The sequence below is a fragment of the Pseudarthrobacter sp. NamE5 genome (genome assembly GCF_005796225.1).
Taxonomy (GTDB): Bacteria; Actinomycetota; Actinomycetes; order Actinomycetales; family Micrococcaceae; genus Arthrobacter.
The window spans coordinates 52,734-73,000 of record NZ_VAHO01000014.1 but is presented as its reverse complement, the minus strand read 5'-3'; the positions used below and the strand labels follow the sequence as shown (position 1 = coordinate 73,000).

Below are 20,267 nucleotides of genomic sequence, written 5' to 3'. Positions count from 1 at the left end.
AGACATCGAAACTTTCGAGAGGCGTTCAAGGATGAACAAGCATGGATGGGTGGCCCGCAGCCTTGCAGGCGGCGCGGCTTTGGCCCTCGGCCTGACCATGGCCGGATGCTCAGGAGGGAACGGCGCAGCCAGCCGGCCCGAAAATGAAATTCACATCGCGATGTACGGCGACGCCGGCAACACTGTCGAGCAAAAGATCATCGACACGTTTAATGCAACATCTGAGGTCAAGGTTGTCCTGGACAAGATCCCGGGCGCCGAGTACCAGTCCAAACTCCAGACCATCATCGACACGCCCACAGCTCCCGATATCTTCTTCAACTGGGGCGGCGGAAGCATCAAGAACTTCGTGGACGCCGATCTGCTCCTCCCGCTCGATGACTTCATCAAGGAGGATCCGCAGCTGAAGGACGCCTTCCTGCCGTCTGTCTTTGAGACCGCAGTCATTGACGACAAGGCCTATGGCATCCCCATGCGTGGAACCCAGCCCGTCATGCTCTTCAATAACTCGAAGGTTCTTGCCGACGCGGGCATTGCCAACCCTCCCGAAACGTGGGAGGAACTCCTTGAGGACGTCAAGATCCTCAAGGACAAGGGCATCACCCCCATCGCGCTCGGTGGCGCGGACCGCTGGCCCACCCTGATGTGGGTTGAGTACGTCTACGACCGGGTGGCCGGTGAAGGGCTGTTCAAGAAGGCTCTGGAGGGAGACACCAGCGTCTGGGAGTCGGAGGAAAGCCGCAAGGCCCTGGGCATGCTTCGTGAACTGGTTGACGCAGGAGCGTTCGGCACGAACTTCGACTCCGTGAAGTTCACCGACGGCGGTTCGCCCGCCCTGCTCGCCAGCGGCAAGGCAGGCTTCGAGCTGATGGGCTCCTGGGAGTACTCCACCCAGCAGAGCAGTGATCCGGCCTTCGCCGCCGATGTACTGGGCTACAGCGAGTTCCCCAAGATTGAAGGCGGCCTCGGCAACGAGGACAACCTGGTGGGCAACACCAACAACTTCTACTCCGTGCACAAGAACACGCGCTACCCGGAAGCCGTCCGCGACTTCCTGAAGCTCATGTACTCGGACCAGTTCGTGCAGGAACAGGTGGGCATCGGAAACCTGCCCACTACAACGAACACCGAGAAGTTCCTCGACAAGGCGGCGGATCCTGAATACGCCAAGTTCCAGTTCAACCTGGTCAAGGAAGCGCCTTCCTTCCAGCTCTCGTGGGACCAGGCGTACCCGCCGGAAGCAACTGTCACCATCCTCACCGCCGTCTCGCAGTTCTTCAGCGGACAGATTGACGAAGACGGCTTCATCAAGGCCATGCAGAGCCTCTAGGAAACAACTATGACGACGACGCTTGCACCACGCAGGCGCCCGGCACGCCAGGGCGGCCCCACTAAGGGCCGCCCTGCGAGCCGGGGCGGCTCCTCCGTGGGCCGCCCCGGCTTTGTCTGGGCCCTTCCTGCCAGCATTTTCTTTGCACTTTTCGCGCTGGTCCCGCTCCTCGCGGTGGCCGTGCTCTCCTTCACCAGCTGGAGCGGCCTGGGCGACCCGAAGTTTGTCGGGCTCAAGAACTGGGAAGCCCTGTTCGAGGACCCGGTCATGCTCCAGAGCCTTTGGCTCAGCCTGCTGTTCATTGTGCTCGGCATCGTCACGCAGACCCCGCTCAGCATCCTGCTCGGCGTCTGGGCTGCCGGCAACCAGAGGAACCGCGCCATCCTCAGCGCCATCTACTTCGTTCCGCTCCTGCTCTCCTCAGCCGCCATTTCCGTTCTGTGGCGGGCACTGCTGGACCCCAACTTCGGACTTCCCGGCCAGATGTCCTGGCTGTTTGGAGACGGCAATGTCCTCGGCACGCAGACCGGTGCCATCGCGGTGCTGATCTTCGTGGGCATGTGGCAGTTCACGCCGTTCCACACCCTCATCTACCAGGGTGCCGCCAGGCAGATCCCGCCCGTCCTGTACCAGGCCGCCTCGATTGACGGCGCCGGCACCGTCCGGCAGTTCTTCAGCATCACGCTGCCGCAGCTGAAGAACAGCATCATCACCTCCGTGATCCTCATGGTGGTCGGCGGCCTGACCACCTTTGAAACCGTCCTCATCCTGACCAATGGCGGCCCGGGGACGGGTACCACCATCACCGCCTTCCACATGTACCAGGAAGCCTTCCGGCGGTTCGATTTCGGCACTGGCAGCGCCATTGCGCTGGTACTCGTGGTCATCTCCACGGTTATCTCCTTCGCTGTGGTCCGCCTCTCGGGTTACGACAAGATGCGCAGTTCCCTGGAGGGGCTCTAAATGAAAACACGTCCGAATTACCTCGCCGGCATCGGAGCCTTCATCTGGCTGGCAATCGTGGCGGTTCCGCTGTACGTGATGCTCTCCGCGACTTTCCAAACCCGCGCCGGGTTCGGCGACAACGGGCCGCTGTCCCTGCCCACCACCTTCACCCTCCAAAACTACGTGGATGCCGTCACCAGCGGTTTTGGCCTTTACTTCCTGAACACCGTCATTGTCACGGTCGGCGTCGTGGGGCTGGTCCTGCTGTTGGTTCCGCCCCTGAGCTACGCCATTGTCCGGAGCCAGAGCCGCGCCGCTTCAGCCATCTTCCGGCTGTTCCTTCTGGGCCTCGCCATCCCCGCCCAGGCCGTCATCGTTCCCGTGTTCTACCTCATTAACACCGTGGGCCTCTATGACAACCTCCTGGGCGTCATCCTCCCCACCGCGGCCTTCGCCCTGCCGATCTGCACCATCATCCTCAGCGGGACCATGCGGGACATCACGCCCGAGCTTTATGAAGCCATGGCAATGGACGGCGCAACCCCCGCCCGTTCCTTCCTGCGCCTGGTCCTGCCACTGTCCAAGGGCGGCCTGTCCACCATTGCCGTGTTCTCGGCGCTCCAGGCCTGGAACGGCTTCCTCTTTCCACTGATCCTGACGCAATCCGAATCCACCCGGGTGGTCACGCTTGGCCTGTTCAACTTCCAGACCCAATTCGGCATCAACATCCCCGGCCTCCTGGCCGCGGTAACCCTGTCCATGGTGCCGGTACTCCTCGTCTACCTCTTCGCGCGCCGCGCACTTGTCCAGGGCCTCATGGGCGCTGGCGGAAAGTAATCATGACCGAAACCACCACCCACAGCGCCCCCTGGCGCGACACCGCCGCGACGCCGCAAGAACGTGCCGACAGCCTCATCGACGCCATGACCCTGCGGGAGAAGACAGCCCAGCTCTTCGGGGTCTGGGTGGGAGCCTCCACTGAAGGCGGCGAAGTGGCGCCGCACCAGAATGAGATGAACCCTCCCGTCGACCTGGACGAGATCCTGCCGAACGGCCTGGGTCAGTTGACCAGGCCTTTCGGGACGGCACCCGTCGATCCTGCACTGGGCGCGTTGTCGCTCCAGCGGACCCAGCAGCGCATTGCCGGCGCCAACCGTTTCGGCATCCCGGCACTGGTCCACGAAGAATGCCTGGCAGGCTTTGCCACGTGGCAGGCCACCGCCTACCCCGTCCCACTGGCGTGGGGCGCCACATTCAACCCGGAACTCGTCCGCACCATGGGCGCCGCCATCGGCAAGGACATGCGCTCGGTAGGTGTGCACCAGGGCCTCGCGCCCGTGCTCGACGTCGTGCGTGACGCCCGCTGGGGGCGGGTGGAGGAAACCATTGGCGAGGACCCCTACCTGATTGGAACCCTTGCCACCGCCTATATCCAGGGCCTGGAGAGCAGCGGCATCATCGCTACGCTGAAGCATTTCGTGGGTTATTCGGCATCCAAGGCCGGCCGGAACCTGGCACCGGTGTCCGTCGGCAGCCGGGAGCAGGCGGACGTCCTGCTCCCGCCCTTCGAAATGGCAGTCCGCGAGTCCGGCGTCCGCTCGGTGATGCACGCCTACACCGACATGGACGGCGTTCCTACCGCCGCGGACGCCGCGCTGCTCACCGGTCTCCTCCGTGAGACCTGGGGTTTCAGCGGCACGGTTGTGGCAGACTACTTCGGCATCGCCTTCCTGAAGAACCTGCACGGCGTCGCCGGTACCCTTGGTGAAGCCGCCGCCGCCGCGCTGGCCGCGGGCGTCGACGTCGAACTCCCCACCGTGCACGCTTTCGGCGAGCACCTGATCGCAGAAATCGAGGCGGGCCGGCTCCCCGTCAGCATGGTGGACCGTGCCCTGCACAGGGTGCTGGTGCAGAAGATCGAACTCGGCCTGCTGGACGAGGGCTGGTCAGCGGTTCCGACTGCCCTGGAGAACGCCAACCTGCAGGACAGTGCAGCCCTGGAAGGCAGCATCACCCTGGACACCGCGGCCAACCGGGAACTCGCAGCCCGGATAGCCGAGGAATCCATTATCCTGGCCAGCAACAACGGCATCCTGCCGCTGCAGAACCCGGCCCGCATCGCCGTCGTGGGACCCAACGCGGACAACACCCAAGCCTTCCTGGGCTGCTACTCCTTCCCGGCACACGTCGGCGGGCAGCACCCGGACGTTCCGGTCGGCATCGAGCTTCCCACCGTGGCCGAGGCCCTGCGGGCCGAGTTCTCCGGCAGTGCCATTTCCGTCACCGCCGGCTGCTCGGTGGACGGCGCGTCCACCGACGGATTTGACGACGCCGTTGCTGCCGCCGCCGATGCGGATGTCGTGGTCGCCGTCCTGGGCGACCGGGCAGGACTCTTCGGAAGGGGAACCAGCGGCGAAGGCTGCGACGTGGAATCCCTGGTGCTTCCGGGTGTCCAGCAGCAACTGCTGGACCGGCTGATCCAGACCGGCAAGCCCGTGGTGCTGGTGCTCCTCACCGGGCGCCCCTACGCTGTGGGTTCCGCCGTCCAGGATGCCGCAGCGATCGTCCAGGCATTCTTCCCCGGCGAGGAGGGCGGGCCCGCCGTGGCCAAGGTCCTCAGCGGCCGCGTCAACCCGAGCGGCCGGCTGCCCGTCAGCATCCCTGCCCGGCCGGGGGCACAGCCCTCCACCTACCTGGCGTCACGGCTGGCCAAGGCCAGCAGCGTGTCCAATATCGATCCCGCCGCCGCCTACCCCTTTGGTCATGGCCTCAGCTACACCACTTTTGAGTGGAACGGACTGACTGTGGACGGGCCTGCGGCCATCCCCGCGGACGGCGAAGCAAAGGCAAGCCTCACCGTCACCAACACCGGGGACCGGGCAGGGACGGAACTGGTCCAGCTGTACCTCCACGATCCGGTGGCGTCGGTTGTCCGCCCCGAGCAGCGGCTTGTTGGCTATGCCCGGGTTCACCTTGAGCCCGGGGAATCCGCCCGTGTTGCCTTCACGGTACCGGCCGACGTCGCATCCTTCACGGGACGGGACGGCCGCCGGATCGTCGAACCAGGCGACCTCGAACTTGGCTTCGGCGCCTCCAGCGGAGACATCCGCCTGAAGGCAACGGTCGCCCTCACCGGAGAAACCCGCGTGGTGGACCACACCCGCAGGCTGCACTGCGGCGTCAAGGTGACACCTGGCACCTGACATCCAGGCCGGGGCGCCTTCCGGTGCCCCGGCCGCCCACCCTTTGCAGCACAATCCACGAGCGAAAGGAACCCAGATGGACACCGGACCGCACTGCCTGACCATTTCTGCGACGACCCGCTCAGAGGCGGATGAAAAGCTCAACGCCTCGGTTCAGAAGCTCCGCGCCCTCGCCATGGAAAACCCCACCAGGGGTATTCTCGTGACAAAGCGGGGTGCGGGGCATTTCACAGTGGAACTCAGCGACCAGGTGCCCTATGGGCAGACATGGGAATCCGTGAACCACCTGGACTCCGCCAGCTGAACCGCTCAAGCCACGCGGCGGACCCACACCATCAGTGCTTCCATACGAGTTAGGTTTCCCGCGTGACGGACACCCACCAATCCCCCACTGCCAACCCCCAGCCGCCCCGCTCCATCAAGTACGTCCTGATGCTTGGCGCCCTGGCCGCACTTCCCGCAGTCACGACGGACATGTACCTGCCCTCGCTGCCGGCCGTGGTGGAGGATCTTGAGACCACCCAGGCGGCTGCACAGCTGACGCTGTCAGGAACGCTCCTTGGCGCCGGAATAGGCCAGCTGGTCATCGGCCCGTTCTCGGACCGCTTCGGACGGCGCCTGCCGCTGGTCATCGGCATCTCACTGCACGTGGTGATCTCGCTGCTGTGCTCCATCACGCCCAACATTGAGGCCCTCACCGGGCTGCGCGTCCTGCAGGGCTTCTTCAATGCTGCGGCCGCAGTGGTGGCCATCGCCGTCATCCGCGACCGTTTCGTCGGCGCGGCCGCGGCCCGCCTGCTGTCCCGCCTGATGCTGGTAATCGGCGTCGCTCCCCTTTTCGCCCCGACCGTGGGCCAGGCCGTGGCCGAACTATGGCAATGGCGGGCCGTCTTCTACGTACTGGCGCTCATCGGCGTCGTCCTGGTGGCCATCGTTTGGAAGTTCATGCCCGAAACGCTGCCCGCGGACAGGCGCAGCCCGGGCCGCCCCGGGCATGTCGTCGGGGCCTACTGGTCCCTGCTGCGGGACAAGCACTTCATGGCCCTGGCCGTCATCCCGGGTCTGGGGCTCGCCCTGATCATGAGCTATGTGGTGGGATCCCCCTTCGTTTTCCAGAATGAGTACGGCTTTACCGAGCAACAGTTCGCGCTCGCCTTCGCGGTGAATGGCGCCGCGCTGGTCCTCTCGGCGCAGCTCAATGCCGCCTTGGTCCGGAAGTTCCCTCCCGTGCGTCTCCTGCGGACCGCCGTCCTCGTCCAGCTGGCCCTTTCCCTGCTCCTGCTGGCGGCGGTGGGCACGGGTGCCGGCGGCGCACTGGGCCTGATGGCAGGGCTCTGGCTCGTGCTGGGTGCGCAGGGAATGATTCCGGCCAACGCCTCCGTGCTGGCCCTGCACAACTATGGGCACATGGCCGGGACCGCTGCAGCCGTCATCGGTGCCCTGCAGTCCGGCGTGGCCGGCCTGGTGAGCCCCCTGGTGGGACTGCTGGGCGGAACCGCGCTGTCCATGGTGGGCGTCATGATCGGCAGCTGTGTCCTCACAGTGATGGTGCTGGCGATTGGAACGCCGGCCTACCGCAGGGGCGGCTGGCCGGAGCACGGAAACCGCAGCAATGACGAGCGTGTGGCTGCCGAGGACTGAGTCCCGCGGTTTGGGAGCTACTGCACCGTTGCCGTCAGCCTTGCCACGTTGTCCACGTAGCGCGCCGCGAACGGACGCTGGCGCCAGATGGGAAGCTTGAGCTCGTGCGAGATGTCCCGGTACGTGTCCTCCACGGCGCGCATCTTGGTGACGATGTCCTCGCCCAGCAGCATCACGGACACCTCCAGGTTGAGGGAGAAGGAACGCATGTCCATGTTGCTTGAGCCCAGGACCGCCACCTCGTCGTCGATGGTGAAGTGTTTGGCGTGGAGCACGAACGGGGCCTTGTAGAGGTAGATCCTGACGCCGGCCTCCAGCAGGGCCTCGTAGTAGGACTGCTGCGCGTGGTGGACCAGGAACTGGTCACCCTTCTCGGACACGAACAGCTCCACGTCCACGCCGCGCTGGGCAGCGGTGGTGATCGCGTAGAGCAGGGAATCGTCCGGGACGAAGTAGGGGCTGCAGATTGAGATCCGGTGCTGGGCGGAATAGATGAGGGTGTTGAAGAGCCGCAGGTTGTTTTCGGTGATGAACCCCGGGCCGCTGGGAACCACCTGCGCGGTGACGTCCCCCGGCTCGGGATTCGCCGGGAGCTGCAACTGGTGCTCCAGCGACTCGTCGGTCTCGCTGAGCCAGTCCGTGGCGAAAACGACGTTCAGCGTGGTGACGATCGGCCCCCGCAGGCACGCCATCAGCTCCACCCACTCCCGCCCTGCTTTACGGTGGCGGGGGTTGTTGTAGGAGGGCTCAATCAGGTTCTGCGACCCGGTGAAGGCGATTTCGCCGTCGATCACCATGATCTTGCGGTGGTTCCGCAGGTCGGGCCGGCGCCACTGTCCGTGGATAGGCAGCAGTGGAAGCATGCGCTTCCACTGGATCTTGCCCGCCCGAAGCCGTTTGAGGAGCTTCCGGTAGCCCTGGACCCGGAGGGTACCGATGTGGTCGAACAGCACACGCACTTCCACGCCGCGCTCGGCCGCTTCCTCCAGGGCGGTGAGAAGCTCATCGGTGATGTGGTCCGTGCTCATGATGTAGAACTCGGCGTTGACGAATCTCCTGGCCTTCCGCACCGCCTTGGTCATGTCCAGGATCGAGTCCGGGTATCCCTGCAGCAGGTCCACGGAGTTTCCGTCCACCATGGGCAGGGACCCCAGCCTCCGGTTCAGTTCCGCAGCGGACTTCACCCATTCGGGGCCGGGGTAGTCGCTTTCGACGTCGGCGAGGGACGAGGTTCCGGCCCGCACCCTGTCGTTGACTTCCTGCTGCTGCTGCCGCCGCCGGCTGGACAGCCTAAAGTTGCCGAACAGCAGGAACAGGATGATGCCCACGAACGGGACAAAGAAGATGCCCAGCAGCCACGCCATGGCCGTGGTGGGGCGCCGGTTTCCAGGGATGATTCCCACGGCCAGCACTCTGATGACCAGGTCGGCTACGCCCAGCAGCACCACAACCCACATCGGCGCGGTACCGGCAAGCGAAAATGGCCACAACACGAAAAATAACCCCCGGAGGACGGGCTCCCGGCGGACTGTTCCGGCCGGGGCACTCTGCCCAGCTTATCCGCGGCGCCGCACTAAGCTGGAGCCATGACCTCTCCAGCTCCCGTGGTTCTCGTTTTCCTCGACCCCGCCTTCCCTGACGGCCGGCTCGCCGATGCCTCCAAACCCCAGCTCCTGGTGACAGACCAGGGTGCCACCCGGGGGGACGGGATCTTTGAAACCATGCTGGCGGTGGGCGGGACAGTGCGGAAGATCCAGGCCCACTTGAGCCGGCTTGCCGGGTCTGCAACGGCACTCGACCTGGTAATCCCCAGCGAGGAAGAGTGGCGCCGGGCCATTGCTACCGCCCTCGCGGAGCACCGGCTGCAGTATCCGTCCGCAGACACTGCAGGAGACGAACTCGTGGTCAAGCTGGTGGTCACCCGCGGCGTGGAGGGCGCGGCGTCGCCTACCGCCTGGGTCCAGGTATCGCCTGCAGGGGCAGCCGCGCGGCGCCAGCGGGAGACGGGCATCGACGTCATACTCCTGGATCGCGGCTACGACAGCAGCGCCGCCGAGCGCGCCCCCTGGCTGCTGCTGGGCGCCAAGACCCTCTCCTATGCTGTGAACATGGCCGCGCTTCGCCACGCCCACAAGCAGGGAGCTGACGACGTCATCTTCATCTCCTCGGACGGGCGTGTGCTCGAAGGACCCACGTCCACGGTGCTGCTGGCCCACGTTGAAACGTCCGACGACGGCACCTCCGTTAAGCGCCTTGTCACACCCCAGCTGGACAGCGGCATCCTGCCGGGAACCTCGCAGGGCGCATTGTTCACCGCGGCGAAGGCCGCGGGCTGGGAACTCGGCTACGGCCCGCTGGAGCCACAGGACCTGCTGGACGCGGACGCCGTATGGCTAATCTCGAGCGTCCGCCTGCTGGCTCCGGTCAACCGCATTGACGGCAAGGAGATTGGTAGGGCCTCGCTGCAGAAGGAGCTGACCGCCGAACTGAATGAACTGTTCGCCGGGATCCAGTAAACGCCGTGGAGGCCCGGTGGGGCCGGGCGATGGCCACGCGGTGATTTTTGGCATGCTCTGTCGAGCAGCGCTTCCACCGCCCCCAACAGGTCAACCCCAGAGAGCGGCTAGTTCCCGGCGGGCGTATGCTGCAGCGAGAGCTGGGATTCGAGGCCGGACAGCAGAATTGTCAGCCCCTGGCCCAGCCGCAGCAGCACCTCGTTCTCCTCCGGATCCACCACGAATTCCTGCAGTTCGTTGAGGATATGGTCGTAGAGGAAGCCGTAGTAGGCGCGGTAGACGTGCAGGGCGCCGACCGGGCTGAAGCCTGCCGTGATGAGCACGATCTCCCTGCTTAGCCGGGGTTTCCTGGCAGCCCCCGCTGTGGCGGGCGCTTTCAGGGGGGCCAAGGCTTCCGTCCGAGAGGGTGCGGGCGGCAAGCTGTCCAAGGCTAAATGCATACGCTTGCCGCATATGTAGCCTACGAGTAAAGTCTACATTGTAGATGCGGAAGTGAGACCGCCCGTTGGCCCCTTGATCTGGAGGGGTTCCGAAACGCCATTGCCCCGTGCAGGGCATTTGAGCTCGCTGCTGTAGCCGAACGGCGGCACCACCGCACCTGAGCGAAGGGAAGCCATCATGGCGCATTCGCAGTTCGACCTCTTTCTCCAGGAAGCCACCTACATCGACCAAGCCTCGGAAGCGACACTGGACCGGGATCGCCTTTATGGGCTGTACACCAGCTGGTGCTTCATTAACCAGCACAAGCCGGGCCGCGAGTCGATTTTCTGGTCGGCCATGAATCAGCGGATTACGCCCGGTCACTACGGCCTGCGTATGAAGGGACCGGCAGCTGCCGACTACATCCTGGCAAGCTACCCCGGGCTCGTCTAGGAGAACCTGCTGAACTGATCAGGCGTGGACCGCTGCCTTTCCCGGCAAGCGGTCCACGCCTTTCTTTTGGGCCCTCAGCAGCCTCACGTCGGAATGATCCTGAAAAGGAACCGGGTCCGCACCATGGCCCAGAGAAGTCCGAGCACGAGCGCGTAGCCGAGTGTGTTGATGAAAATGTCCCCCTGCTGCAGTACCGGGATGTTGGCAACCACGGCGATGAGCACCACGTGCATGATGAACACGTAGAGGGTGGCCCGGCCCAAGGGGATCAGGAGCCAGCCCAGGGCCCGTTGCACCGGCTTCCAGTAGGCGGTGAGGAAGGCGTAGGCCGCCACCACCAGGACCAGGACGTTGAGCAGCCGGCCCGGGGCCAGGTACGTCCGGGCGAAGAGCAGGTCGTACATGTTCCGGTACAGCGTCTCCGGAACCACCGAAAGCCGGACGTCTAAACCGTTGGCCAGGTAGGGGTTGCCCCAGGACAGGAAGGCGAAGGCGAAAGCGGCAGCAGTGCAAGCAGCTACCGCCCAGGTATGGGCGGAGAGCCAGGCAACGATGCGGCGGCGGTGGAACCCGGCCACGAGCCCGATCACGAAAAGCACCTGCCACACCAGGAGGGGGAACGAATCCTCGAACTGGGACGGCAGGATCCGGAACCGCGTCACGGTGCCCACCGCGTATACCGCGAGCGTTCCCGCCAGCACCCAGAGCGCCTTGCCCCGGTTGAGCGACCAGAGGATCAGTGGGCTGGCCAGCAGCAGCACCACGTACAGTCCCATGACGTTGAACTGCCAGGGTCCGAACTGGAGCAGCAGGACGGCGGGCAGGACCTGCGGCGGCACGGGAAACTGGAACAGCGTTTCCATGCCCGCGTACAGATCGTAGGTCCGTCCGGCGCCGCCATGCCCGGCACCCCCGGTGCCCTGGTCAACGAAAGTGGTCAGGGCCTCGGTCCGGAAGACCGGAACCAGGGATAGCAGGAAGACGCCGACCAGCACCACGAGTGCGGTCACATAGAGCTTTCCGGCGCGCCGGGAGGTGAGGTCCACTACCGTCCCAAAGTCTTTTTTGACTCTGGGCCCGTACACCATGCCTACCACTAGGCCGGAGAACAGGACGAACAGTTCCGCACCCGAGACAAAGCCCACCGCTTCCTGGGTAAGCAGCTGGAACAGGGAGGTCATCCCCAAGTGGTTAACCACCACGAAAACGATGGCCATGCCCCGCAGCAGGTCCACCCGCGAGTCCCTGCTGGACGGGTCACTGTAGCCCCAGCCGGCTACGGCGCTGACCCGGCGCGGGATTTGCCACAGTGCCACCAGGAGCACCACCAGCGCTGCCCCGACGGTCCAGGCCGCGGCTCCAGACAGGGTGTTGGAGCGGGAGTAGCCTGCCCCGGAAGCCACTTCGGTTACGGGGCCGGTGACCATCGGCGATGCTTCCAGCCTGCTACGGGCGGCGTCTGCAACAGCGGAATTCCCGGTGAGCCGCCAGTCAATGCCGACAACACCGGTGTCCCGTGTACCGGTGCGCTCGTCCCAGACCACAGCTGCAGTATTGGCGAACTCAGTGGACGTGACAGTTCCAAGGACCTGGTCCCACCAACTCTTCTTGATGTCCGCTTCGGCGACGCCACCCGCCGCCGGACTGTAGAAGGCCGCTGTGTGCAGCAGGAACGGCTTGTCCCTGCCCTGCGCGTAGGTGGCGTAAAAGTTCTCGCCTTCCGGGGCCGCCAGCATCTCCTGCAGCTCACCAGTCCGCGGCATGGTGTTGACGGCAGAGCGGCCCGCGGTGTCATCGTGGTACGCCGTCAGGCCCACCCAGTCCACGGCGTCGTCCCCGGGGTAGTACGGCTCGTAGGCCGCGTCGGAAGCGTTCCACTCCCCGTCACCGTTGGTGTCCAGCAGGTTGAAGCCTTCGGTTCCCGGCGCAGGTGCATTCCGGTGCCGGTCGAAGGGGTAGTCCTTGCCCAGGTACGGTTCCCAAACCATAATCGCCCGGTTGCCGTCGTCCTTCATGAAGGCCTCCGCGACCGCCCGGAAAGCGTCCCGATAAGCGGCAGGCTGCTGGCCCCACTCCACCCAGCTGGCATTCGCGTCCGGGGCGAAGCGAATCAGCAGCTGCCCCCTGAAGCCGGCCGTCAGCTCCCCCACCTTCTCCGCGAATGAAGCAGCAGCGGCGGCGTCGAGCTGGTCCAGCGGCACTGTGGGCTTGACCGTAAGCATGGCATGGGCGCCCTGCAGCGAGGACTGCTCAAGGAAGCCCTGAATATCGTTCCGTTCGGAGGAACGGTAGGGCATCGCGATGTCATGGCCGAACACGGCCGGAGCGGCGCCGAGCCTTTCCGTGAAACCGGCCGCCGAGTCCTCGCCCCATTCCAGGACGGCGCCGAGCAGCGGTTTGCCCTCCTGGGGACTTAGTTCCTCCGCAGCCGCCGGACCTGCCGGCAGGGCAACCAGGGCCATCAGGAGCGTGGCAAGGAGTACCCAGGCGGCCGGCGTCCGGAGCTTCCGGGACGGAGTGGGCCGGCGGCGCGGCGCGGCAGTAGGCATGCTGATGGGAACCCCCGAGGCTGAGACCGGATGACGGGGCGTTGCCCCGGTAAAACTTTATCCGTCCGGCGGCCCGCGACAGGACAGGAAAGCGGACCACCCGAGGTGATTGCGCCGTCGTCCATTCCTCGGGCGAGGCTCGGGCCAAGGCAGCTTTTGCCTTCAGTTACGCAACATGACGACGACGGCGGTGCGGCTTCCGGCGCCAAGTGTTACTTTTTGGGGGAGTAATGAGTACCGGTGCCAAGCCCTGACTGGCCGGTCGGCAACCCTCCTTCCGCGGCGGGGTGCCTCAGGTGAGTACTCGGCATATCGACCCATTCGAGCTGCAAGCGTGAGAGAAGGAGATCCGTCGTGTCCGACGCACCCGCCCTTGAAGAAAAACTGTCTTACCGCCTGATCAGTGGCGCGGACAACCGCGAATTCTGCGAACGGATCTCGAACGCCCTGGCCGAGGGATACGTACTGCACGGCAGCCCGGCAGCAACCTTCAACGGCACCAGCGTGATCGTGGCGCAGGCGGTTGTCCTGCCGGCAGCGATTGCCTCGGCGGACGCCGCCGTGGCTAACGCAGTTGACGACCTCGACTCCGCCGGCGAGGACCTCGAGTTTGACGGCGAGGGCCACGCATGAGCTACGCAGGAGACCTGACGCCGCAGGAGGCCTGGGAGAAGCTGGAGCAGGGCGCCATACTGGTGGATGTGCGCACCGAGGGCGAATGGGCCCACATCGGCATCCCTGACACCAAGGCCACGGACAACGATCCGCTGTTCATCCAGTGGACTTTCCCGGGCGGCATCCCCAACCCCGACTTCATCAACGACCTCACCCAGCAGGCGCCGGAGGACCCGGCCACTGAGTTGGTTTTCCTGTGCCGCTCCGGGCAGCGTTCCATTGCCGCGGCGATTGCCGCCACGCAAGCGGGCTTCACCTCCTACAACGTGCTGGAGGGCTTTGAGGGTGAGCCGGACCGCTACGGCGAACGCACCGTCAACGGCTGGAAGAACCGCGGCCTGCCGACCAACCTGGGAAAAAACTAAGTGACCTTCAACGAAGACGCCGCTGGCTGGAGCCCTGATACCCAGGCCGTCCGCGGCGGGCTGGACCGCACCAATTTCCAGGAAACCAGCGAGGCCATCTTCCTGAACTCAGGTTTCGTGTATGAGTCCGCCGCTGCTGCCGAGCGGGCCTTCACCGGCGAGGAGGAGCGCTTCGTCTACTCCCGCTATGGCAACCCCTCCGTGGCCACCTTCCAGGAGCGGCTGCGCCTTTTGGAAGGCGCAGAGGCATGCTTTGCGACTGCATCCGGCATGTCTGCCGTGTTCACCGCCTTGGGTGCCCTGCTGGCTGCCGGGGACCGCGTGGTGGCTGCCCGTTCGCTGTTCGGCTCCTGCTTCGTGATCCTCAACGAAATCCTGCCGCGGTGGGGTGTGGAAACGGTGTTCGTGGACGGCCCGGACCTTGGGCAGTGGCGCGAGGCGCTCTCCAAGTCCACCACCGCCGTCTTCTTCGAATCCCCGTCCAACCCCATGCAGGAGATTGTGGACATCGCCGCAGTCAGCGAACTGGCGCACGCCGCGGGCGCGCAGGTCGTCGTCGACAATGTCTTTGCCACTCCCCTGCTGCAGCGCTGCGGCCAGCTCGGGGCCGACGTCATTGTCTACTCCGGGACCAAGCACATCGACGGCCAGGGCAGGGTTCTGGGCGGCGCCATCCTGGGCACGAAGGAATTTATCGACGGCCCGGTGAAGCAGCTGATGCGCCACACGGGCCCGGCGTTGTCCGCCTTCAATGCGTGGGTTCTGACCAAGGGGCTGGAAACCATGTCCCTGCGCGTCAACCACTCCTCCGCCACGGCCCTGCGGCTGGCCGAGTGGCTGGAACAGCAGCCGGCCGTGAGCTGGGTGAAGTACCCGCTCCTGAAGTCGCACCCGCAGTATGACCTCGCGGCGAGGCAGATGAGCGCCGGCGGCACGGTGCTGACGCTGGAGCTGGCCCCTTCCGGCGGACGTTCGGGCAAGGAGGCGGCCTTTGCGCTGCTGGACGCCCTGCGGATCATCGACATCTCCAACAACCTCGGCGATGCGAAATCCCTCATCACCCACCCGGCCACCACTACGCATCGCGCCATGGGTCCCGAGGGCCGCGCCGCCATCGGCCTCACCGACGGTGTGGTGCGGCTGTCCGTGGGCCTCGAAGACGCCGACGACCTGATCCGCGACCTTGAGCAGGCACTCAAGCAGATCTAGCTGGTTCTCTGCGGTGGTGCTTCCTCCGGCGCTGTCCTGTCCGCCTATGCGCTGTCCGGCTGGAGTTCCAGCCGGACAGCGACGCTGTCCCCGGCCTTGATGCGGGCTTTGTCCCTGACTGCCTTTTTCACCGGCAGCAGGTAGGAACCGGCCTTGGTGTCCGGGAAAATCGACGTCTGCCAGGTCTGGCTCCCGATCTCCGCTGTCACCTTCACCGATCCGAAGGCTTTCCTGCCGATGCTTCGCTCCGCGATGTGGTCCGCGATGCCGTCTGCCACGTCGGCCGGCAGCGTGAGGAAATGCCAGGCAGCCTCGCCCGGGTAGAGCCACAGTTCGGCTGTGAATGCGTATGACGGCGTCACGCGCCGAGTATCGCACGTCCCCTTCCAGGGCGCTATGGGTTGGTGGTTGGGCTTGTCGACCCCATCTCATGCCAGCCCTTGTAACCGCACCACCAAATGTCAGACCCCCTTGGCATGCTTGGGGTATGGAAAGCGGAGCAGCCCACAGAGCAGCGAGCCCGGACCTGGGGGACAAGGCCGGGGTTGCGGCTGCCGTTGCCTCCGTGGCCGGTTTCGTGGGTGAGCTTACGCGCATCGTCGTCGGTTCTCCTGATGCCGCCCCCGTGGATGCCGTGCCTGCCGCCGATGCTGATCCGCTCCAGGAGTTCGCTGATGACTGTTTGGACGGGCTGGCGCTGGTCCGCAAGATTGAGGCCGCAACCGCCGCATTGAAGGTGCGGCTGGTGGACGGCCATGTGAAGGCAACCGCAGCCATGGAGGATCCTGCTTCTCGTCCGGAGTGGGTCTCGGGCCGGGAGATGGCTATGGTGGCGGAGGTGGCGTGCGTCTTGACCATCGGTGAGCGTGCAGCCGGGGCACTGATCGGTGAAGCGCATGCGTTGACCAGTTCGTTGCCGGCAGCGCTGGGCGCATTGCAGTCCGGGGAGGTCCCCTGGCAGAACGCCAGGGTCCTGGTGGACGAGACCACCGGACTGGACCCGGCCGCCACCGCAGCCCTGGAAAGGCACTTCCTGAACGATGCTCCGGGTGCAGGCCCTGGGGGCATCGCAGGTGTGCTGCCGCCGGCGAGGCTGCGGCGGAAGGTACGCTCGTGGCGGGAACACCACCACCCCGACTCGATCGAAAAGCGCCACCTCAAACGTGTCACGGACCGGCGGATGGAATACGCCCCGGACCGGGACGCGATGGCGTGGGTTTCCATGTACCTGACGGCGGATCAGGCCAACGCCGCCTGGAACCGGACCCGGGCCCTGGCTCGCGGACTACAGGGACCGGACGAACGCCGCACCCTTCCACAACTGATGGCAGACGTCCCGCGACAGCCCTCCTCGCCAGCGGAACCAGTACCACTCCTGCCGAGCCACAGGCGCCGTGGGCGCAGGTGCTGGTCACAGTGCCCGTGCTCGCTGCTCGGCTTCACCGAGGAACCGGCCATGCTCGATGGCCACGGCCCCATCCCGGCCTCAATGGCGCGCAGACTCGTCGCGGACGGGGCCGAGTCGTTCCACCGCGTGCTGGTCGACCCCTGGGACGGGGTACCGCTGGAAATTGGCCGGACCAGCTACCGGGTGACCAAGGCAATGCGGAACTGGCTGCGGTTGCGGGACGGCAAATGCCCCTTCCCCGGCTGCAGCAGCCACTCCCTGGACAACGAAGCAGACCACCTCCTCGCCTGGGCCAAGGGCGGCACCACCGGGATCAGCAACCTCGGACAACCCTGCCCCAAACACCACCGGCTCCGCCACACCAGCGGCTGGAAACCAACCCCGGCCACCAAGAACGAACCACCCGGCTGGATCTCACCCACCCGCCGAAGGTACAAAAGCGAGCACCAGGACTGGGAACCACCCCTCTGGCAACCCGGAATACTAAGTAGCAAGACAAGTCTTTTGGAAGAGGCGTTGCGGGAGAGGCTGTCCGCGTAGGACGCCGCCCTCTAGGGCTGCCGCACCCGGATTAGCTCCGGAACCGCGGTCACCTCAGAAAGGTCAAGTGTGTCCCGCATCGTGATGTTTACGGCGTGCCGCACTACTGCACCGAAGCCGAAATCGTCCGGCTGCGCAACCAGGGCCTTATCCCGTACCCGGCGTTGTTCAGCCGCCCCTGTCCCCCGCGCGATGACGTCCTCCACGCCGTGCCGCGCCAGGGCGAGCTCGCCCTGTTCGTCCAGGACCGGCGCCAGGTATTCCACCAGGGACCGGACAACATACGGAGCCGGTGCGGGCCGGAAGTTGCCGAAGTCCAGCAGCTCTCCGCTCAGCCCGGCACTGCTCGCCTGCCACGATGCCATGCGCAAAAGCACGGTAGGCACCGGCGTCGGGTCGATGCCGTCGCGCCACTCACGGCTTGCCGTTTCCACCAGCGCGCGCACGAGGATAGCGATGAGCGCGGCGTCCTCTGCCCGCAAGCAGACATCCGCCACCCGGACTTCCACGGTGGGATGGTGCCGTGACAGCCGGGCATCGAAGTAAAGCATCCCTTCGTCCAGCATCACTCCACTGTCCAGTAGGCGGGTGACCACCCGCCGGTACGCGGGGTACGTCCCGTATACACCAGCCGGACCCGCGGTAGGCCAGCGGTTCCACGCCTGGGTGCGGTAACTCTCGAAACCAGTGGGAACGCTGTTCCAGAAGGGAGAGTTGGCGCTCAAAGCCGTCAGCACGGCAAGCTTGTCCCGGATACGGTCCAGGACCGCTACCCCTTCCTCCGGCGACTCGATGTAGGTATGGACGTGGAAACCGCAGGTCAGCTGCTCCTGCGCCGTGAGGCCGAACCGCTCCAGCATCAGGGCGTACCGGGGATCCGGCGTCGTATGGCTCATGGACGCCAGCGGCGAGGTGGCAAGGGCCGCCACCCTTGCCCCGTTCTTCCTCGCCGCCTGGTCTGCGAGCGTCCTGCCGGCCCTGATCTGCTCCAACAGGACGCCGTACTCCAGGCAGGGCCGCGTCTGGGTCTCGATCTGCTCAAGCTTGAGCTCGGCGCTCAGGCCCATCTTCTCGTCGTCGTAAACCGTCTTGTCTTCGGTTTCCAGGGCGTGTTGATCAGGCACGTGATCCGTCGCCGTGCCATGCCCCGAGAGCAGGGCGTCAGCAAGGGCAAGAGGCTCCCCCGTCTCCGGATCAACGATCAGGAGCTCTTCCTCGACGCCGAATGTTCGCATACTGCCATTCTGCGCCAGACTGAGGGGTTTTGGAGGCAATGGAGCCTTCATGACGAAGCGTGAAAAGAAGGTGGGAATCAGTCCTGGAAGTACTCCACTTTCGCGCCGATGGTATTCAGCCGCTCCGCGAGGTCCTCGTATCCGCGCTCGATGACGTAGATGTTCCGCAGCTCCGAGACTCCGCGGGCAGCAAGCATTGCCAACAGCAGGCATGCGGCCGGCCGCAGCGCCGGCGGGCATCCCACCTCGGCAGCCCGCCACTTGGTGGGTCCGTTGACGTAGATCCGGTGCGGGTCCAGGAGCTGCACCTGGGCTCCGAGACGGTTCAGCTCCGTGAGGTAGATGGCCCGGTTCTCGTACACCCAGTCGTGGATCATGGTTTGCCCCTGGGCATTTGCCGCAATGACGGCGAAGAAGGGCAAATTGTCAATATTGAGTCCCGGGAAAGGCATCGGGTGGATCTTGTCCTCCGGGGCACGCAGCTCGGAGGGCTTGGTGGTGACGTCCACCAGGCGGGTCCTGCCGTTGCGGGCCATATACTCGCCGGAGATTTCCAGCTGCTGGCCCATCTGTTCCAGGGTGGCGAGTTCAATTTCCATGAATTCGATGGGAACGCGCCGGATGGTCACCTCAGAGTTGGTGACGATGCCCGCGGTGATAAGGCTCATGGCCTCAATGGGGTCCTCGGAAGGGAAGTACTCAATGTCGGCATTGATGGACGTGCGTCCTGTGATGCTTAGGGTAGTTGTGCCCACACCCTCGATGGTCACCCCCAGCATCTGCAGGTAGAAGCAGAGGTCCTGGACCATGTAGTTGGGGCTGGCGTTCCGGATGACGGTTGTACCCTCGCGGTGGGCTGCGGCCATGATGGCATTCTCGGTGACAGTGTCTCCGCGCTCCGTCAGGACGAAGGAGCGGTCGCGGGTGTCCGCGGAGGGGGCCTGGACGGAGTAAAAACCAGCTGTGGCCTCCACCGAAAGCCCAAATTGGCGCAGTGCCTGCATATGGGGTTCAACGGTGCGGGTGCCAAGGTCGCAGCCGCCCGCATACGGCAACTGGTAGTTGGCCGATTCATCCAGCAGGGGTCCCAGCAGCATGATGACGCTGCGTGTGCGCCGGGCAGCCTCTACATCCATGGCACCCAGATCCAGTACGGCTGGCCGGCGAAGCTCCAGGTCTGTGTCGTTGAGCCAGGTGCACTCCACACCGATGCTGGAAAGCACCTCGACGATCCGGTTCACTTCCTCGATCCGTGCGAGGCGGCGGAGAATGGTGGTTCCGCGGTTGATGAGGCTGGCGCAAAGCAGCGCCACGCCCGCATTCTTGCTGCTGTTGACATCCACGGCCCCGGAGAGGGTGCGGCCGCCTTCCACCCGCAGGTGGGTCATCTGGGGCTTGCCCACGTTGACGATGCTCCGGCCGAAAATGGTTTCGAGGCGCTGGATCATTTTGAGGCTCAGGTTCTGCTTGCCCTGCTCCATCCGGGCCACTGCGCTCTGGCTCGTTCCCAGCTCGGCAGCCAGCTGGCCCTGGGTCCAGCCCTTCTCGCTCCGGGCATCCCTCAACATGGCGGCAACGTGCTCAGCGGTTTCCTGCGTCATGATCCAATGTATATCATAAATGATTTACTTGTCATCAATTCGCCCCTCACAATTGAAGAACGGAGAGCGTTTACCCACTACATGCGATAGAAATAGGACTTTCAGCTCCTTGACCGCGCTCCAAAAGGGGCAGGACACTGGAGAGTACGTTCTTCGTCCAGCGGCAACGGAGGCAGC

The 20,267-nt window shown here is 65.0% G+C and carries 16 protein-coding genes, 2 pseudogenes and 1 riboswitch; of the genes and pseudogenes, 12 read left to right on the top strand and 6 right to left on the bottom strand.

Annotated features, from left to right (window positions below):
• Positions 1 to 31: 31 nt before the first annotated feature.
• From FDW84_RS15470 to FDW84_RS15445, 6 genes are all read left to right on the top strand, one after another.
• Positions 32 to 1,330 carry an extracellular solute-binding protein gene (locus tag FDW84_RS15470; RefSeq protein ID WP_138610398.1) on the top strand — a complete coding sequence of 433 codons (1,299 nt, stop codon included), beginning with the start codon at positions 32 to 34 and terminating at the stop codon, positions 1,328 to 1,330.
• Positions 1,331 to 1,339: 9 nt separating this feature from the next.
• Positions 1,340 to 2,293: a carbohydrate ABC transporter permease gene (locus FDW84_RS15465; RefSeq protein ID WP_138610397.1), complete on the top strand. Its 954-nt coding sequence runs from the start codon at positions 1,340 to 1,342 to the stop codon at positions 2,291 to 2,293.
• Positions 2,294 to 3,112 (top strand): carbohydrate ABC transporter permease, encoded by an 819-nt coding sequence (locus tag FDW84_RS15460; protein WP_138610396.1) that lies wholly within the window; start codon positions 2,294 to 2,296, stop codon positions 3,110 to 3,112.
• A gap of 2 nt (positions 3,113 to 3,114) precedes the next feature.
• Positions 3,115 to 5,478, top strand: coding sequence for a beta-xylosidase/alpha-l-arabinosidase (locus FDW84_RS15455; RefSeq protein ID WP_138610395.1), 2,364 nt, complete (start codon positions 3,115 to 3,117; stop codon positions 5,476 to 5,478).
• A 76-nt stretch (positions 5,479 to 5,554) separates the two neighbouring features.
• Positions 5,555 to 5,782, top strand: a complete 228-nt coding sequence (locus tag FDW84_RS15450) for a hypothetical protein (RefSeq protein WP_138610394.1) — start codon at positions 5,555 to 5,557, stop codon at positions 5,780 to 5,782.
• A 62-nt stretch (positions 5,783 to 5,844) separates the two neighbouring features.
• Complete coding sequence (locus tag FDW84_RS15445) at positions 5,845 to 7,119, top strand: multidrug effflux MFS transporter (protein WP_138610393.1); 1,275 nt, start codon at positions 5,845 to 5,847, stop codon at positions 7,117 to 7,119.
• A 17-nt stretch (positions 7,120 to 7,136) separates the two neighbouring features.
• On the opposite strand, the gene cls is transcribed toward FDW84_RS15445, so the two are convergent.
• Entirely contained in the window at positions 7,137 to 8,576 is a 1,440-nt protein-coding gene (cls, locus tag FDW84_RS15440; RefSeq protein WP_138610430.1) for a cardiolipin synthase, read from the bottom strand.
• A 129-nt stretch (positions 8,577 to 8,705) separates the two neighbouring features.
• Here cls and FDW84_RS15435 point away from each other — a divergent pair, with 129 nt between their 5' ends.
• Positions 8,706 to 9,635 (top strand): aminodeoxychorismate lyase, encoded by a 930-nt coding sequence (locus FDW84_RS15435; protein WP_138610392.1) that lies wholly within the window; start codon positions 8,706 to 8,708, stop codon positions 9,633 to 9,635.
• 107 nt (positions 9,636 to 9,742) lie between these two features.
• Here the strand turns inward: FDW84_RS15435 and FDW84_RS15430 are convergent.
• Positions 9,743 to 9,958 (bottom strand): annotated as a pseudogene (locus FDW84_RS15430) (TetR/AcrR family transcriptional regulator); the annotation flags it as partial.
• 295 nt (positions 9,959 to 10,253) lie between these two features.
• Here FDW84_RS15430 and FDW84_RS15425 point away from each other — a divergent pair.
• Positions 10,254 to 10,508: a hypothetical protein gene (locus FDW84_RS15425; protein ID WP_138610391.1), complete on the top strand. Its 255-nt coding sequence runs from the start codon at positions 10,254 to 10,256 to the stop codon at positions 10,506 to 10,508.
• Between the two features lie 83 nt (positions 10,509 to 10,591).
• Here the strand turns inward: FDW84_RS15425 and opgC are convergent, their stop codons facing one another.
• The gene (opgC, locus tag FDW84_RS15420; protein ID WP_138610390.1) at positions 10,592 to 13,057 is read right to left on the bottom strand and encodes an OpgC domain-containing protein; all 2,466 of its coding nucleotides are present in this window, start codon (positions 13,055 to 13,057) and stop codon (positions 10,592 to 10,594) included.
• Between the two features lie 226 nt (positions 13,058 to 13,283).
• A riboswitch (SAM riboswitch) is annotated at positions 13,284 to 13,398 on the top strand.
• Positions 13,399 to 13,411: 13 nt separating this feature from the next.
• On the opposite strand from opgC, the gene FDW84_RS15415 reads away from it, so the two are divergent.
• The 3 genes from FDW84_RS15415 to FDW84_RS15405 are packed head-to-tail and all read left to right on the top strand — an operon-like array spanning position 13,412 to position 15,306.
• Positions 13,412 to 13,690, top strand: a complete 279-nt coding sequence (locus FDW84_RS15415; RefSeq protein ID WP_138610389.1) for a DUF1737 domain-containing protein — start codon at positions 13,412 to 13,414, stop codon at positions 13,688 to 13,690.
• Positions 13,687 to 14,097 (top strand): rhodanese-like domain-containing protein, encoded by a 411-nt coding sequence (locus tag FDW84_RS15410; RefSeq protein ID WP_138610388.1) that lies wholly within the window; start codon positions 13,687 to 13,689, stop codon positions 14,095 to 14,097. Before FDW84_RS15415 ends, FDW84_RS15410 begins: the two co-directional genes overlap by 4 nt.
• The gene (locus FDW84_RS15405) at positions 14,098 to 15,306 is read left to right on the top strand and encodes an O-succinylhomoserine sulfhydrylase (RefSeq protein WP_138610387.1); all 1,209 of its coding nucleotides are present in this window, start codon (positions 14,098 to 14,100) and stop codon (positions 15,304 to 15,306) included.
• A 44-nt stretch (positions 15,307 to 15,350) separates the two neighbouring features.
• Here the strand turns inward: FDW84_RS15405 and FDW84_RS15400 are convergent, their stop codons facing one another.
• Positions 15,351 to 15,668 carry a DUF1905 domain-containing protein gene (locus FDW84_RS15400; protein ID WP_138610386.1) on the bottom strand — a complete coding sequence of 106 codons (318 nt, stop codon included), beginning with the start codon at positions 15,666 to 15,668 and terminating at the stop codon, positions 15,351 to 15,353.
• A 125-nt stretch (positions 15,669 to 15,793) separates the two neighbouring features.
• Here FDW84_RS15400 and FDW84_RS15395 point away from each other — a divergent pair.
• Positions 15,794 to 17,254, top strand: a pseudogene (locus tag FDW84_RS15395) (DUF222 domain-containing protein).
• An 11-nt stretch (positions 17,255 to 17,265) separates the two neighbouring features.
• Here FDW84_RS15395 and FDW84_RS15390 read toward each other — a convergent pair.
• Positions 17,266 to 18,489 carry a glutamate--cysteine ligase 2 gene (locus tag FDW84_RS15390; protein ID WP_138610385.1) on the bottom strand — a complete coding sequence of 408 codons (1,224 nt, stop codon included), beginning with the start codon at positions 18,487 to 18,489 and terminating at the stop codon, positions 17,266 to 17,268.
• Between the two features lie 77 nt (positions 18,490 to 18,566).
• Positions 18,567 to 20,090, bottom strand: coding sequence for a UDP-N-acetylglucosamine 1-carboxyvinyltransferase (locus FDW84_RS15385; protein WP_138610384.1), 1,524 nt, complete (start codon positions 20,088 to 20,090; stop codon positions 18,567 to 18,569).
• Positions 20,091 to 20,267 lie beyond the last annotated feature (177 nt).